A 15,729-nucleotide genomic window follows, 5' to 3' on the forward strand; every position below is an offset into this window, starting at 1 on the left:
CGAGATACCCTTTTTTTGTAAAGCTGAGGCATATTTTCTCAGCTTGACTCATACAACAGACTATGAGGAAGTATGGGACAAGGAGGGAGTGCATCCATGAACAAGGCCAAGATGACATTCCGGTTCGATCAACAGTTGCCGGAAACAAGCCGGGAGGATACGCTACAGGTGCTTCCGAACCAAAATGAGTCATTTACGAACGGACAGCGTGACCCGATTAGAGATACGGAGTTATACCACGATGATGAGCTTTATCAAACGGATAACCAGCATAAAGGGATGGAACGGACTAGCAGTATGGAGAAACATACTCGAACTACACAACATTCAGAGCTTGGTAAGCCTGTTGAGACGAACAAACGCACTGCAACTCGGCGCTTTACTCCAACATTGAGGGTACAAGAGGGATGGGACGACCCTTTTGGTCGTTCGGCAGCTTCCTGGTCAGATGCGGACATTCTACCGGAAAGTCCGGAAGAGGACGATGTTGAGGTTGAGGAAACCTATTATTCCGGTCAAGAGTATAGAAAGCGTCCACCTCACCCTTCCAGATGGAGATTAATCGGTTCTGTAGCCAGCGCGTTGGTGACGGGAGGCATGTTCGGATATATTTTGTTGTTACTGTTTAACGGAGGCGGTATGGTCCCAGGATCTGATCCTTCTGCTGATGAGGCTGTGCCTGTTTTTAAAGAATCTGTTGATGTCGATAACACGTATGCAAAAGAGAATGCTGCCCCTGTCGCCGTCGTAGCAACTCAAGTACCTCCACAAACCTATTATTTGCTGCAATATGGGGTTTTCAGCACTCCAGAGCGGGCTTTACAGGCAAAGGAAGAACTGTTGAAGGCAGGCATTGCAGCAGGAGGGGATAGCGAGGATCAAAACCGGGTATATGCAGGAATATCGTCGGATAGGGAGCAAGCCAAGTTGCTCAGTAATCAATTGAAGACACAAGGAGTGGAATTGTATGTCCGCGAGCTCGAATTACCTGGATTCGAAAAAGCGGCTTACGGAGGTAATGGTGATAAACTGACTACCTTTTTTCAGTTAAGCAACTCATTAGTGGGGAAGCTGAGCGGACTTTCCTCAACTTTGCTCAGAGAAGAAGGCTCAAATACGGTGCCAGCCTCCGACATGAGCGAGCTGAACGACCTGCATCAGCAGTGGACACAAAATATCGCTGTGCTTCCCACTGGTCTTCCGAAGGAAGCGGCTGCCACCGCAACCTCGCTTGAAAAGGCGATGAACAGCGCAGTCTCTGCACTTGGAGAATATAACAAGAATACAGCCAAGGAACACATTTGGGAGATTCAGTCCTCCATGATGGAATATGTTTTGCGTGAGAAGGAATTTATTCAATTCATAAAACAGTAGACTAACCATACTTTCCGGCAAGGAACTGGAAATAGTTCCCCATGCCGGATTTCTGTTTGTATTGCAGTACAAATCACCGTATAATAATGAAGGTGTCAAAAAATGGCGAGGGAAGATCAGGATGAAAAAAAATGTAGGAATGCTTATACTGTTTTTGTTGCTCGGTTGGCTTTTGGGTGCCTGGATTGCTAAGGCCCTTCAATCGGTCAAAGTCCTTTCCTTTCTGACCCACCCCACTACGATATCCTGGTCGCCGAGAGCGGATCTGGATATTATCAGCTACAACATAACGATAAATTTTGAATTGAGCCTGCTTAGTCTGATCGGCATCATCGCCGCATTCTGGCTGTACCGCAGGCTCTAACTGATGAAAAGGAGCTTCCCTTATGGACGGGAAAATTACGCCCCGCATTATTCTGGCATCGACTTCACCAAGAAGGAAGGAATTACTCGCATATTTGAGACTCCCCTTTGAGGTGGTGCCGAGTCATGCGGATGAAAGCACGCCTGAGAGCTGGACGCCTCAGCAAATCGTGGAGACCCTTGCGGCCCGCAAAGCCGAAGCGGTCGTGCGCACTGCTGCGCAGTCCCAGGAAGCTGGATTGGTGATTGGCAGTGATACGATTGTCGTGCTGGAGGATTCGGTATTGGGCAAGCCTGCCGACCATGCGGACGCAGTTCGCATGTTGACTGCATTGCAGGGAAGAACACACCGTGTGTACACTGGGGTAGCCTGCATACATACCGGAACCGGCAAGATGCTTGTTAGACATCGCCAAACGGATGTCACAATGAAGCCTTTGAGCCAAGAACAAATTGTGGCATACGTAAATACTGGTGAACCGTCTGACAAAGCAGGATCGTATGGCATTCAAGGCATGGGTGCTACGTTGGTGGAATCTATTCAGGGTTGTTATTTTAACGTCGTAGGATTGCCGCTTTCTTTGCTGTCGGACATGCTGTCCGATTTTGGAGTAAATGTGCTGCGTCCATAAAAGGGGATAAACATATGCTGGAGTCGCCAATACTGATGCTTCGCGACCTCCCCCATGAAGAACGACCAAGAGAGCGCATGATGACATATGGGGCGGATGCCTTGAGCAACGCGGAGTTGCTAGCAATACTACTGCGTACAGGAACACAAAGAGAATCATCTGTGCATTTAGCGCAGCGTATTTTGCAGCAGGCAGGGAATCTGCGTCAACTGGTGGATATGAGTCTGAGCGAGTTGACCCAGATTAAGGGTATTGGAAATGCTAAAGCGATACAGCTAAAAGCGGGTATCGAACTCGGGCGTCGATTGGCATTGTCACGCCACTTGGAGACCCCGGTGATTAGTTGCCCGCGGGATGTGGCAGATCTGCTGTTCGAGCAGCTTCGTTATTTGCAGAAAGAGCATTTTGTTTGCCTGTTTCTAAATACCAAAAACCATGTCATTGCTCAGGAAACGCTATCTATGGGCAGCCTGAATTCCGCCATCGTGCATCCTCGTGAAGTATTCCGGGCTGCAATCAAGTGCAGCAGTGCTTCGATTATTTGCGCTCATAACCATCCGAGCGGTGATCCGAAGCCAAGCCCGGAAGATATCCAGTTGACCCGCCGCTTGATGGAAGCGGGCAACATCGTGGGTATCGACGTGCTTGATCATATTGTGATCGGGGACGGGACCTTTGTAAGTTTGAAGGAACAAGGTCTGATATAATATAATATTTAAATCAAACATTTAAACACGACCGGATAAACCGGCCTGAATAAACCGTTTATACAGGGATAACAGATTTCAGGGAAGAGAAAAGGAGATTAACATCATGCTGGGTGGCTTTACAAAAGATTTGGGAATTGACTTGGGGACGGCAAACACGCTTGTATACGTAAGAGGTAAGGGAATCGTGGTTCGTGAACCATCTGTAGTCGCATTGCGTACAGATACAAAAACCATTGAGGCTGTTGGGGAATCTGCGAAAAAAATGATCGGTCGCACACCGGGAAATATCCGTGCAATTCGTCCAATGAAGGATGGAGTCATTGCCGATTTTGATACGACTGCAACGATGATTAAATATTTCATCCGTCAGGCGCAAGCACAACGTTCATTGTTTCCGCGCCATCCGAACGTGATGGTTTGCGTGCCTTCGGGTATTACTGCAGTGGAACAGCGTGCTGTTGAAGATGCGACCAAGCAAGCAGGCGCAAGAGAGGCGTACACGATTGAAGAGCCGTTTGCAGCGGCAATTGGCGCTGATCTGCCAGTATGGGAGCCTACGGGCAGTATGGTTGTCGATATCGGTGGAGGTACAACCGAAGTTGCGGTCATTTCCTTGGGGGGGATCGTAACAAGTCGTTCTGTACGAGTGGCTGGCGATGAAATGGACGAGTCCATCATTCAATACGTGAAACGTCAATACAACCTGATGATTGGTGAACGGACTTCTGAGCAGCTGAAAATGGAAGTTGGTTCAGCTATGCCATTAGAGCAAGTGGAAACATCGGAAATCCGCGGACGCGATCTGGTTACAGGCTTGCCGAAGACAATTACGATTACCTCCGATGAAATTAGCGAAGCATTGTCAGACACCGTGAATGCGATCGTGGACGCAGTCAAAGTAACATTGGAAAAATGCCCTCCCGAGCTGGCGGCGGACATCATGGATAGAGGAATTGTACTGACTGGTGGTGGAGCACTACTGCGCAACCTGGATAAGCTGTTGGCAGGTGAGACCGGAATGCCGGTGATCGTAGCGGAAAATCCTCTGGATTGTGTGGCAATCGGTACGGGTAGAGCACTGGAAAATATCCATTTGTTCAAATCGCGCAGCAGTTCTGCCGTCCGTTCCAAACGTTGAATCGGGGGTGTAGGAACTGTTTAAGCTGTTTGGCAATAAAAGACTATTTGTTCTATTGATCGGAATCGTTCTGTTTATTGCCCTTATGGGGATTACACTTGGACAGAGAAGTTCCTTAACCTGGCCCGAGAAGTTCGCCAGAGATTCAATTGGCTTTGTGCAAGGTATCTTTTACAGGCCCGCTTCAGCAATAGCGGGCTTCTTTGAAGATATTGGCAATATGCGTAGTATTTACGAAGAAAATGAGCGGTTAAAAATAGCCGTGGCTAAGCTGACTCGTGACCAGATTCAGACTCATAATTATGTTGAGACAAATGCCAGATTGCAGAATGAACTGAAGTTCACCCAAACGCAAAAGGCGAAAAATAATTATGATTATCGTGTTGCTCAAGTGAACAGTGTTAGCAATGATTCCAAAACGCTCGTGATTGATATTGGTGAGAAGGATGGAGCCAAGGTTGGTCAGGAAGTCAGTTCACTTGAAGGATTTGTTGGAGTCATTAGCCGCACGGGGAATTTTACGTCTACCGTTACGCTGTTGACTACATTGGACCCTAAAAATCCGAATTCTTATGCTATTGCAGCGACAGTCTTGGGTAAGGAAAATCAATCGTTTGGTATGATTGAAAGCTATGATCCGGGTACGAACAGATTTCAAATGACTCGCATTGAAGAAAAAGATCCAATCGCAAAGGGTGATCAGATTATTACGTCTGGTGCAGGCGGGAAGTTCCGCAAAAACCTAATGATTGGAACGGTGGAGAAAATTCAGGTTGGAGAGTTCGGCAAAACACGGACAGCGATTATTAAACCGGCAGCCAGCTTTGTGGATTGGAAAGAACTGCTCGTCCTCTACACTCCTGAGGTACCGGAATAATGAAGATGCGCGGTCAGGTTTTGATACTGCTGCTGTTTGTCTTGTTTATAGCTGAAGGAACGATTCTTCCGTGGCTTCTCCCGGATAGTTGGCATTCAAGAATGGTCCCAAATTTTGTGTATGTCGTAATTTTGTTTGTATCTGTGTATTACAGCCGTCATACAGCGTTGGTGCTAGGTATTGTTTTTGGACTTATTCATGACGTAGTGTACTACGGGTTTATCATTGGCCCTTATTCTTTTGCAATGGGATTGTCTGCATACTTATTAGGGCTTGTGTTTACAGCTAGACGTGCACCGATGCCCATTATGATGGCGGCCGTGTTGATTGGTAGTTTCTTGCTGGATTCTATGCTCTTTGCCATTGATCAGCTGTTCCAGCTGAATCATCAGACTTTCAATTGGGCACTTGCTCAGTATATGATTCCTGATTTATTTATCCATTTTCTGTTCGCCCTCATCATTTATGTCCCTGTTCGCAAGCAATTACAGCGTTTAGGTACCCGTGTGAAAAAGGAAGAGACTGTCTAGGTCTTTTTACACACATTTTGTCCGGGTTAGCAGGGATTTGACGTCCCGGGGACGAAATGATTGAGATAGGAGGGACAGGCTAATGGCGGTGAAATCGAATCATGTCACGATTAAAGGCATCAAAGATGGCCTGGTATTCCTGCTGGACGATCAATGCGAATTTGAGGATTTGCTGGGTGAGCTGCGTTTTAAGCTGGAGCACAGTCATCAAAATATTTTAACAGGCCCGATCATTCATGTGGATATTAAGCTGGGAAGTCGGGAAGTAACGGAGGAGCAGAAGGAAAGTATTCTGGAGATTTTAAAGCGGAAGGGTAATCTGCTCATCAGGTCTGTAGAATCACCCGGATTGCCTGCGGTAGTGCAGGGCAAGCCCCCCATTCACACGGTGACAGGGATTATCCGCTCAGGACAAGTGCTTCATCACGATGGAAACTTACTCTTTTTGGGAGATGTTAACCCGGGTGGAATTATAACTTGTACTGGTGATATTTATGTCCTTGGCGCTCTGCGGGGCATGGCGCATGCAGGGATGGAGGGAAATAGTGAAGCGATTATCGCGGCCTCCTATTTTGCACCAACACAGCTGCGAATTTCCGAAATGATCAGCCGTCCACCAGATGAATGGGAGACGCGTGAATCCGGCATGGAATTTGCGTATCTCAAGGATGGCGCTATGCAAATAGATAAAATGAGCAATATTGTGCGTCTGGGCCGCGATTTTAACGTGTTCAAAGGGGTGTAGCACATGGGAGAGGCTATCGTCGTCACTTCAGGAAAAGGCGGCGTCGGCAAAACGACGACGTCAGCCAATATAGGAACAGCGCTTGCACTGCTCGGCAAAAAGGTGTGTTTGGTGGATACGGATATCGGTTTGCGTAATCTAGACGTTGTGATGGGTCTGGAAAACCGGATTATTTATGACCTTGTTGATGTAGCGGAAGGTCGTTGCCGTCTGAATCAGGCACTGGTTAAGGACAAGCGTTTTGAGGAGTTGTATATGCTGCCAGCTGCTCAAACCAAGGACAAGAGTGCTGTTACGCCGGAGCAGGTCAAGGATATTATTTTAGAGCTTAAGAAGGATTTTGAATATATATTGATCGACTGCCCTGCGGGTATTGAGCAAGGCTTTAAAAATGCCATTGCTGGTGCGGATCAGGCCATTGTTGTAACTACTCCAGAAAATGCTGCTGTACGCGATGCAGATCGGGTCATTGGTTTACTGGAAAGTTCACATGTGATATCACCTAAGTTGGTGGTTAACCGTATTCGCAATAGTATGGTTAGATCCGGAGATATGTTAGATATTGATGGGATTTTACAAGTGCTTAGCATAGACCTTATTGGAATTGTACCGGATGATGAAATGGTAATTAAAGCAGCTAATACAGGAGAGCCTACTGTTATGAATCCGGATGCACAGGCAGCGATTGCCTATCGGAACATTGCGAGACGAATCTTGGGCGATACTGTGCCGCTTATGCAGCTGGACCAGAAGAAGAGCGTGATGACACGCTTTAAGAAATTTTTTGGTATGGGTGGATAAGGAAAACAGGAAGATTTCTAAGGTAAGTGTTACAGTAGCGTTCATTTGTAATACTAGACACTTAAATAAGTGGCAACTTATTTAAGTGTTTTTGGTTTGCTTTTTTAATTTCTATGATAATGGTTCGTAAATTTAGGTCATTACATAAATGTTATAAATACAAAACATATCCGGTGCGCTAGCGCCGGTTTTTTTGATTTTTTAGGGTATGTAATTCCCACCCGGACAACATAAGTTGAAGCCCGTCCTCATAAGATGTAATAAACTTACCTCGCTGAGGGGGCTGAATAAGATGGACAAAAATTCCGGAATCAAGCAACGCAGAAAAGAGCGTATACAGCAGCTAATCGAGGGAAACAAAGCGGAGGCGTATTCCTCAGGCATAGATCAGAACAGGTACGGGTACAGAGAAATGAAATCGATGCCTGTAGTCAGTGCCAACTCGCCCAGAGACCCAGAAACCGAGTGGAAAAATGATCGACAACGTTGGCAGCAATCTTTTGGGGCAAATCGTGGTCCGTCCTTTTGGAGTTCCTTTTGGCGCAGAACTGTCATAGCAACAGTGTTATTTGGAGTGGTATGGGGCTTATTTCGCTGGGATATTCCCTATGCAGTAAATTTGAGAATGTTTGTCGCGGATGCCTTGAATAAGGACATGGATTTTGCAGCCGCCGGACAATGGTATAAAACTTATTTTGACGGAGCTCCTTCCTTTTTACCGATTTTTGGCGAGGAGCATGAAACGAACCAGGTAGACGCTAGTCGAAAGGGCTCTCCACCGATTGAAGGCAATATAACACAGCCGTTTGTACTGAGCCTTAAAGGGGTAGAAATTACGCCGAATGTTACCGATAACGGGGCAATCGCTGTTAAAAGTATAGATGCAGGACGTGTATTAGACGTATTAAACCATCCCAAAAGCGGGATTTCGGTTACAGTTCGTCACACTGGGGGCATCACAGCAACTTACGGAAGGCTTTCACGCTCTACCTTAAAAGTGAACGATTGGGTTCAGGAGGGTGAAGAGATCGGTGTATTGCCAGCAAGTCACAGCGGTAGCGAGGTGGCAACTTTATTTTTGGCAATTCAAAGAGGGGATCAATACATTGACCCGTCGGAAGTGGTAGCCCTTGATTAATGTCCGAGGGGTGACCCTATCACTGCATCCACTGTTTGTACTAGTTATGCTGACCTCTGTATTAACTGGACATTTTATCGAGATCATGACCTTGTTTACACTGGTGTTTATACATGAACTAGGTCATGCGACAGCTGCTTCGTTGTTGGGGGCGCGGTTGCTTTCCATACAGATGTTACCCTTTGGAGGAGTAGCTGTCATTGAGGATCAAGGGAAGCTCAATGCGTGGAAGGAAATTGTCATTGCTCTAGCGGGCCCCCTGCAAAACGGAATCATGATCATCATTCTTTTGTGGCTTAGGCATGTGAGTGGGTTGGAGCATGATTATGTAAATTATATAATTCAGGGAAATGCTGTTATTGCATTGTTTAATTTGTTGCCCATTTTACCGCTCGATGGTGGGAAAATATTACAGTCACTAATTAGCTTATTCTTTTCTTATCATCGCACATTAGTATGGACTTTTAGAGCCAGTATCGTAACCAGTCTGCTGTTTTGCCTGTATGGTATTTCGCCGTTATTAAGGCAAGATGAGCCTTTACATTTAAATCTGCTGGCGGTAGGGATTTTTTTGCTTTATTCTAATATTGTGGATTATCGGAATATCCCTTACCGTTTTATACGTTTTTTGCTGGGGAGGGACGAGCTTTTTTACCGCGAAGCGGCTAAAGGAAGCATTGCTTTACCTATTGTATCCCTGCCAGTGAAACATTTGGAGCCTGTTTTGCGTCTTTTCAGAAGAGATCGATATCATATGGTTTATGTTATGAATGAACAGGGACGGATTGTAGCTGTATTGCCGGAGCAACGACTTATACGCTCTTATTTTGCGGCACGCCCGCCAAATGGTGGAGAATCCAAGCCCAAATAATGTTTTATGAATTGAGGAAGAGGCTGTATTCAGAGAGGTTGAAAAACCATGAAGCAAATGATTGTACAATGCCAACAGCAGATGACCCAAATGGCACTGTTGGAAGAGGGACGGTTGGTTGAATATGCGGCTGAACTACCGCGAAAACGGGGAATTCTAGGTTCTTTTTTCAAAGCTAGGGTGGTCAATGTGCTACCGGGAATGCAAGCCGCCTTTGTTGACATTGGACAGCGCAAGAATGCCTTTTTGTATGTGGATGACGTACTTCATGCTCATTTGGACAAGCAGCCAGAGGTAAAGCCGTCCATTTCTGAACTGTTAAAGGTGGGGCAGGAAATCGTAGTACAGGTATTAAAAGAGGCAGTTGGTAGCAAAGGAGCCAGGGTGACCACTCATTTTTCACTTCCCGGCCGCTGGATTGTTTACATGCCCCGTGCTGATTATGTAGCCGTATCCAAGAAGATTGAGCGTGAGGGAGAACGTGCCCGTTTGAAAGCAATGGGAGAGCAACTGCGCGCGGGTGAGGAAGGGGTCATCATTCGTACTGTTTCAGAGGAAATGAGTATAGAAGCGATTGAAAATGATCTGAATCAACTACGCAAGCAATGGGCGGCTATTCAGCGTAAAGCAAGTGAACACTCCGCACCGTGTGAATTGCACCGGGATCTGAGTATCGTTCAGCGTTTAATTCGCGATGTGTTTACACCTGAGCAGGATGAACTGGTCATTGACAGTGAGGAGCAAGCAAAGGATGCAGAAATAATGCTGCAACAGATCGGTTCTGCGAAAGCTCATGTAAGTATATTTCGCAGTGCAGAAGAAACTATTTTCAAAGCTTATGGCATTCATGAGCAGTTGGAACGCGATTTTGCGCGAAAGGTATGGCTTCAGGGTGGCGGATACATTGTCATTGATCATACGGAGGCATTGACCGTCGTTGATGTGAATACTGGGAAGTTTACGGGCGGCAGTAATCTGGAAGAGACGGTGACCCAGACTAACATTGAAGCAGCAGAAGAAATTGCCCGCCTGGTACGTGTCCGTGATATTGGTGGTATTATCATCATTGATTTTATTGATATGGAACAAGAGGAGAATCGTAGGGAAGTATCCTCTGTGCTGGAGGCAAGATTAAAAAAGGACCGGACTAAATCCTATGTTGTCGGTTGGACGCGGTTAGGTTTACTGGAAATGACCCGCAAAAAAGTGCGTGAAGAAAAGACTCTCGTATAGAACGTGCGTAATCAAAATTATTTCAAAACTAAAGGTTGAATGTGTACGAAGCTTGTGCTACAATCATTTAGTATGTGTGATGCGTAAGATTGGCTGCACATGCTGTAACCGCTCCAATCAGGTACTGAAGTGCAGTATCTTAAAGAAACTGCCACCTGCTATTAGGCGAGTCTGAGACATAAGGAGGTGCAAGCAAATGTACGCAATTATCGAAACAGGTGGTAAGCAATACAAAGTTCAAGAGGGCGACGTATTGTTCATCGAGAAGTTGGAAGCTAATGATGGTGAAACTGTAACGTTCGATCGTGTTCTGGCAGTGTCCGGCGACAATGGCTTGACAGCAGGTACACCGCTTCTTTCTGGAGCTTCTGTAACGGCTAAAGTTGAGAAGCATGGTCAAGGTCAAAAGGTCATCGTATACAAATACAAACCTAAAAAGAACTACCATGTGAAGCAAGGTCATCGTCAACCGTACACGAAAGTGACGATTGAAAAAATCCAAGCGTAAGAGGGTGCGATAATTGATTATCGTGCGTATTATACGACTGGAGGATGGCAGCATACAGGGGTTTTCTGTTAAAGGCCATGCGAATTTTGCTAAATCTGGCGAAGATATCGTATGTGCTGGTGTTTCGGCGGTAACCGTAGGAACTGTCAATTCGATTGTAGCTCTTACGGACGTTGAAATGGAAACGGAAATGGAAAACGGCTTTTTAAGCGCGTATCTATCTCCTGAAAGTTATCATGATGCGAACGCACAGGTTCAACTGTTGTTGGAATCCATGGTGATTATGCTGACAAGCATTGCTGAATCATACGGTAAGTATATTCAAATAGAAAATAAACAAAGAAGGAGGTAGACATCATGTTGAAATTGACATTGGATCTTCAGTTATTCGCATCGAAAAAAGGTGTAGGTTCCACAAAAAACGGACGTGACAGCAGATCGAAACGTCTTGGAGTGAAACGTGCTGACGGTCAAGCAGTTACCGGCGGTAGCATCTTGGTTCGTCAACGCGGAACGAAAATTCACCCGGGCACGAACGTGGGCATCGGTAAGGACGACACTCTGTTCGCGAAAGTGGACGGCGTTGTGAAGTTCGAACGTTGGGGCCGTGATCGCAAAAAGGTGAGCATCTACCCGATCGACGTTGCTCCAGTAGCAGCTACTGTAGAAGCTTAATAGCGGCTTAGACACGCTGAAAAGCCTCCGGCACTTTTGTCGGAGGCTTTTTTGCATGATGGTAATGAACTGGAAAGTTAGTCTGTGCTATACTGGATTAAGGTTGTTGACTAGTCCATTTAATTATCGCAGAACGGAGAGAAGCCATGTTCCAGCGGATAAGAGCGCCTTATCTGGCGTTGGGTTCCATTCTGATTCCTTTGGTTTTTTCACTGCTCTATCCCAAAGCATTAACGATTATCATACTAGCTGTGTGGGCTGTAGCTGCTGCTTGTTTTGGTATGTGGTATACCCATAGACAGGTTGAACTTGAGCGGAAAGCTGCTTTGCGTTCTTTTGAGCGTACAGCGATAGCGACGCTTAACCATCATCGGCATGACTGGATGAATGATTTACAGGTGCTTTATGGCTATATTCGTATGAATAAGCATGATAAATCAGCTGCTTATGTGGAAACAATAAAAGGGCGGGTGTCGGAAGACAGTAAAATATCTAAGCTGGGTATTCCCTCGCTGGTGTTTTATTTGCAGTCTTTTCGCGTGAACGCCGGAAATTTACAATTGTCGGTAAAGGTTGAGGAAGAGTTAAAGTTAGACGCTGTCATGTCTCCCGAAGACGGCGAGTCGCTTGCCTCGGCCGTCATACAAACGGTGCGTGCGTATCAATATGGCGGGGGCCGGTCGTCCTGGGGAGAAGTGCGCAGATTGACACTTTATTTCGGTATGGATCAGAATGATGTTATCGTCCGCTTTGAAGGAAGTGACATACCTACCGATTTAAATGTACTAAAGCAGGTCAGATCCGTACTCGGAAGTGAACGCCTTCGAACAGAGAAGCTCCCTACAGGAGATATGCTTCAAATTCGAATGCAGTGCCAGACATAAGGAAGGTGTAACCATGTTTGTAGATAAAGCGAAGATTTTTGTTAAAGGCGGTGACGGTGGAGACGGATTAATTGCGTTTCGCCGTGAGAAATATGTTCCTAATGGTGGCCCAGCTGGTGGTGACGGAGGGAACGGTGGAGATGTGATTTTCCGTGTAGATGAGGGTTTGCGCACCTTGATGGATTTTCGATACCAACGGCATTTTAAAGCCCAGCGTGGAGTAAAAGGTCGCAACAAAAGCCAACACGGAGCCAACGCAGAGCACATGATCGTCCGTATACCACCGGGAACAGTTATCATGGATGATGACACTGGTGAAGTATTGGCAGATATGACACGTCATGGCCAACAGGTCGTTGTAGCTAAAGGAGGACGCGGAGGACGCGGTAATATTCGTTTTGCTACACCAAGCAATCCAGCGCCTGAATTGGCTGAAAACGGTGCGGAGGGGCAAGAACGTTATATTACACTTGAGTTAAAAGTGATGGCTGACGTAGGCTTGGTCGGATTTCCTAGTGTAGGAAAGTCTACCTTGTTGTCAGTTGTATCTTCCGCAAAACCTAAAATTGGCGCATACCACTTTACAACGATTACCCCAAATCTGGGCGTCGTAGATGTGGGGGATCAGCGGAACTTTGTGATGGCCGATTTGCCTGGTTTGATCGAAGGAGCTCATGAAGGCACTGGACTGGGTCATGAATTCCTGCGGCATATTGAGCGGACGCGAATCATTATCCATGTTGTGGATATGGCGGGCTCTGAAGGGCGTGACCCGTTTGAAGACTGGACCAAAATAAACGACGAATTAAAGCAATATAATGCAGCTCTGGCTGAGCGTCCACAAATTGTGGCGGCCAATAAAATGGATATGCCGGAAGCTGAAGAAAATCTTGCTCACTTCAAAGAGCAGATTGCTGCAATACGTCCTGACCTTGAAATCATGCCTATTTCCTCTCTGACACGTCAGGGGGTAAAAGAACTGCTCTATCGGGCTGCTGATCTGTTGGATCAAATGCCGGACGAGCCAGTTGTTGAGGAAGTAGCAGAAGTCAATGAACGTAAGGTATTTAAGTTGGATACGGCCGAAGACGAGGGCTTTACGATTGTACGTGAAAACGACACATTCGTAGTGCACAGCCCCAAAATTGAGCGCATGATGAAGCGCATGCAGATGAATTCTCATGATGCCATCTTAAAATTAGCAAGAACGTTGCGTCATATGGGTGTGGATGCTGAGCTACGTAAGCGTGGTGCCACAGATGGTACATCTGTACGCATTGCTGATTTCGAGTTCGAATTTGTAGAAGGTAGCAGCTACTACTAAAAATGAAATAAGGCTTTAAAACCTGAACGGTTACTGCACTATAGGGAATTCTATAGAAGGCAGTAGCCGTTTTTTTGTATTGTTAGCTTGCCGATTTTCAAGAGTTTCGATATAATGTCCTCTATACAAAAACATAAGTCTTTGAGGAGAGGACGTTCTTGAAAGAGCGCTATTACTTGGTACGGGAAGATATTTTGCCTGAAGCTATTGTTAAGACCATACAGGTAAAACTGCTGCTGGCTTCGGGGGATGTTAAAACCGTGCATGATGCCGTGGAGCAAGTTGGGCTAAGCCGAAGCGCCTTTTATAAATATAAAGATGGCATACATTTGGTTAACCAGTTGGAGCGCGAGCGAATTGTCAATATCTCTATTGATCTAGAGCATCAATCCGGCATGCTGTCCAGGGTGCTCGGTAGAGTGGCAGATTACGGAGGTAATGTGCTGACGATCCAGCAAAGTATTCCACTGCAAGGCAGAGCCAACGTAGTCATCTCAGTAGAAATGTCCAGGCTTAGTGATGAATTGGGTGTTCTGCTGGAGGGCTTGGAGAGCATTTCTGGAGTCAAGCGGGTCCGCCTGATTGGGCAAGGCTGAGCGATACAGTTCGTTAGATAAAAGTTGCAGGAGGGGAATGGATGAAACCGGTCAAAGTAGGATTGTTAGGCTTGGGGACTGTAGGTACGGGAGTCGTTCGAATCGTTGAGGGTAATCAGGAAGACTTGAGCAGACAAGTCGGTTCACCGATCGTCATTGAAAAAATAGTTGTAAAAAACATAGAAAAGTATCGTGCCATTGAAGTGGACACCGCCAAGCTTACGGAGGACCCGTGGGAAGTCATTCGAGATCCTGAAATTGATGTGATTATCGAAGTCATGGGTGGGATTGATCAGACGAAGGAGTACATTCTCGAAGCGCTAGAGAGGGGCAAGCACATTGTAACGGCCAACAAGGACTTAATGGCATTGCACGGTTCTGAAGTATTGGCAAAGGCACAGGAAAAACAATGTGATATTTTTTATGAGGCTAGCGTAGCGGGCGGTATACCGATCATTCGTACGCTCATCGAAGGTTTCTCCTCTGACCGTATTACCCGCATTATGGGGATTGTGAACGGGACAACAAACTATATTTTAACTAAAATGAGCCAGGAAGGAGCCTCGTATGAGGAGGTTCTTAAGGAAGCCCAAGAGCTTGGATACGCAGAATCTGATCCGACCTCAGATGTCGAAGGATTGGATGCGGCCCGAAAGATGGCGATACTTGGGACCCTCGGTTTCCGTTCCAATGTAGAGCTCAAGGATGTAAGCGTGAGCGGCATTTCCAAGGTAACCAGTGAAGATATTGCTTTTGCTAAAAGATTAGGATATGAAATGAAATTACTTGGCATTGCAGAGCGTCAAGGTGATGAATTTACGATTAATGTTCAGCCAACTATGGTGCGCAAGCAGCATCCATTAGCTTCGGTGAACGGGGTGTTCAACGCAGTTTATGTACATGGTGAAGCGGTGGGTGAAACCATGTTTTATGGTGCAGGTGCAGGCGAAATGCCAACAGCTACATCAGTTGTGGCTGACCTGGTAGCTGTAGTGAAAAACCTCAAACTCGGCGTAAATGGGCTTAAAGCAATCGTACCCTATAATCCTAAAAAAATTAGCAATGACGAAGACGTGTATTTCAAAAATTTCGTGCTTTTGCACGTGGATGATAAAGCGGGGGTATTGGCACAGATTACGCAGGTATTTGCTGAATTCAATGTCAGTTTGGCATCTGTCGTGCAGCAACCGAATGAGACTAATCCCGATGCTGAAATTATTATCGTGACTCATTTAGCTAGTAAAGCAAGTATGAAAAAGGTTTTAGAGCATTTTGAAACTTTGGACGTGATTCGCCGCATTAAGAGTGTATATCGGGTAGAGGGATAGTC

Annotated in this window: 19 protein-coding genes and 1 other annotated feature; all 19 genes read left to right on the forward strand. The window is 46.1% G+C overall.

What is annotated here, in order from left to right; genetic code table 11:
• Positions 1-96: 96 nt before the first annotated feature.
• Complete coding sequence (locus ACXHJ1_RS13075; protein ID WP_457904739.1) at positions 97-1,374, forward strand: SPOR domain-containing protein; 1,278 nt, start codon at positions 97-99, stop codon at positions 1,372-1,374.
• 121 nt (positions 1,375-1,495) lie between these two features.
• Positions 1,496-1,738 carry a DUF4321 domain-containing protein gene (locus tag ACXHJ1_RS13080; protein WP_013372674.1) on the forward strand — a complete coding sequence of 81 codons (243 nt, stop codon included), beginning with the start codon at positions 1,496-1,498 and terminating at the stop codon, positions 1,736-1,738.
• A gap of 22 nt (positions 1,739-1,760) precedes the next feature.
• On the forward strand, positions 1,761-2,369 hold the full coding sequence (locus ACXHJ1_RS13085; protein ID WP_102998278.1) for a Maf family protein: 609 nt from the start codon (positions 1,761-1,763) through the stop codon (positions 2,367-2,369).
• A 14-nt stretch (positions 2,370-2,383) separates the two neighbouring features.
• A complete protein-coding gene (gene radC, locus ACXHJ1_RS13090; RefSeq protein ID WP_017427420.1) occupies positions 2,384-3,076 on the forward strand; it encodes a RadC family protein in 693 nt (230 codons plus the stop codon).
• Between the two features lie 106 nt (positions 3,077-3,182).
• Entirely contained in the window at positions 3,183-4,217 is a 1,035-nt protein-coding gene (locus ACXHJ1_RS13095; protein ID WP_013311600.1) for a rod shape-determining protein, read from the forward strand.
• A gap of 55 nt (positions 4,218-4,272) precedes the next feature.
• Positions 4,273-5,094: a rod shape-determining protein MreC gene (gene mreC / locus ACXHJ1_RS13100; protein WP_016818427.1), complete on the forward strand. Its 822-nt coding sequence runs from the start codon at positions 4,273-4,275 to the stop codon at positions 5,092-5,094.
• Positions 5,094-5,624 carry a rod shape-determining protein MreD gene (gene mreD, locus ACXHJ1_RS13105; RefSeq protein ID WP_013372670.1) on the forward strand — a complete coding sequence of 177 codons (531 nt, stop codon included), beginning with the start codon at positions 5,094-5,096 and terminating at the stop codon, positions 5,622-5,624. Before mreC ends, mreD begins: the two co-directional genes overlap by 1 nt.
• Before the next feature lie 82 nt (positions 5,625-5,706).
• A complete protein-coding gene (minC, locus tag ACXHJ1_RS13110; RefSeq protein WP_019688409.1) occupies positions 5,707-6,369 on the forward strand; it encodes a septum site-determining protein MinC in 663 nt (220 codons plus the stop codon).
• A gap of 3 nt (positions 6,370-6,372) precedes the next feature.
• Positions 6,373-7,170 (forward strand): septum site-determining protein MinD, encoded by a 798-nt coding sequence (gene minD, locus ACXHJ1_RS13115; protein WP_107734840.1) that lies wholly within the window; start codon positions 6,373-6,375, stop codon positions 7,168-7,170.
• Between the two features lie 292 nt (positions 7,171-7,462).
• Positions 7,463-8,308 carry a peptidoglycan DD-metalloendopeptidase family protein gene (locus tag ACXHJ1_RS13120; RefSeq protein WP_457904740.1) on the forward strand — a complete coding sequence of 282 codons (846 nt, stop codon included), beginning with the start codon at positions 7,463-7,465 and terminating at the stop codon, positions 8,306-8,308.
• Positions 8,301-9,179 carry a M50 family metallopeptidase gene (locus ACXHJ1_RS13125; protein ID WP_016818430.1) on the forward strand — a complete coding sequence of 293 codons (879 nt, stop codon included), beginning with the start codon at positions 8,301-8,303 and terminating at the stop codon, positions 9,177-9,179. The genes ACXHJ1_RS13120 and ACXHJ1_RS13125 overlap by 8 nt, the downstream gene beginning before the upstream one ends.
• A gap of 48 nt (positions 9,180-9,227) precedes the next feature.
• Positions 9,228-10,412 (forward strand): Rne/Rng family ribonuclease, encoded by a 1,185-nt coding sequence (locus ACXHJ1_RS13130; RefSeq protein ID WP_126666280.1) that lies wholly within the window; start codon positions 9,228-9,230, stop codon positions 10,410-10,412.
• 96 nt (positions 10,413-10,508) lie between these two features.
• Positions 10,509-10,595: a sequence feature (ribosomal protein L21 leader region), on the forward strand.
• A 13-nt stretch (positions 10,596-10,608) separates the two neighbouring features.
• The gene (rplU, locus tag ACXHJ1_RS13135; RefSeq protein WP_013311592.1) at positions 10,609-10,920 is read left to right on the forward strand and encodes a 50S ribosomal protein L21; all 312 of its coding nucleotides are present in this window, start codon (positions 10,609-10,611) and stop codon (positions 10,918-10,920) included.
• Between the two features lie 13 nt (positions 10,921-10,933).
• Positions 10,934-11,272 carry a ribosomal-processing cysteine protease Prp gene (locus tag ACXHJ1_RS13140; protein ID WP_016818432.1) on the forward strand — a complete coding sequence of 113 codons (339 nt, stop codon included), beginning with the start codon at positions 10,934-10,936 and terminating at the stop codon, positions 11,270-11,272.
• Positions 11,273-11,277: 5 nt separating this feature from the next.
• Positions 11,278-11,595, forward strand: a complete 318-nt coding sequence (gene rpmA, locus ACXHJ1_RS13145) for a 50S ribosomal protein L27 (protein WP_013311590.1) — start codon at positions 11,278-11,280, stop codon at positions 11,593-11,595.
• Between the two features lie 146 nt (positions 11,596-11,741).
• Complete coding sequence (locus tag ACXHJ1_RS13150) at positions 11,742-12,479, forward strand: Spo0B domain-containing protein (RefSeq protein WP_457904741.1); 738 nt, start codon at positions 11,742-11,744, stop codon at positions 12,477-12,479.
• 13 nt (positions 12,480-12,492) lie between these two features.
• Positions 12,493-13,803: a GTPase ObgE gene (gene obgE, locus ACXHJ1_RS13155; RefSeq protein WP_107734837.1), complete on the forward strand. Its 1,311-nt coding sequence runs from the start codon at positions 12,493-12,495 to the stop codon at positions 13,801-13,803.
• 158 nt (positions 13,804-13,961) lie between these two features.
• Positions 13,962-14,399, forward strand: coding sequence for an ACT domain-containing protein (locus ACXHJ1_RS13160; protein WP_013372659.1), 438 nt, complete (start codon positions 13,962-13,964; stop codon positions 14,397-14,399).
• A gap of 41 nt (positions 14,400-14,440) precedes the next feature.
• Complete coding sequence (locus ACXHJ1_RS13165) at positions 14,441-15,727, forward strand: homoserine dehydrogenase (protein WP_457904742.1); 1,287 nt, start codon at positions 14,441-14,443, stop codon at positions 15,725-15,727.
• The last annotated feature ends 2 nt before the right edge of the window (positions 15,728-15,729 follow it).

This window comes from Paenibacillus sp. ALE2, from assembly GCF_054113385.1.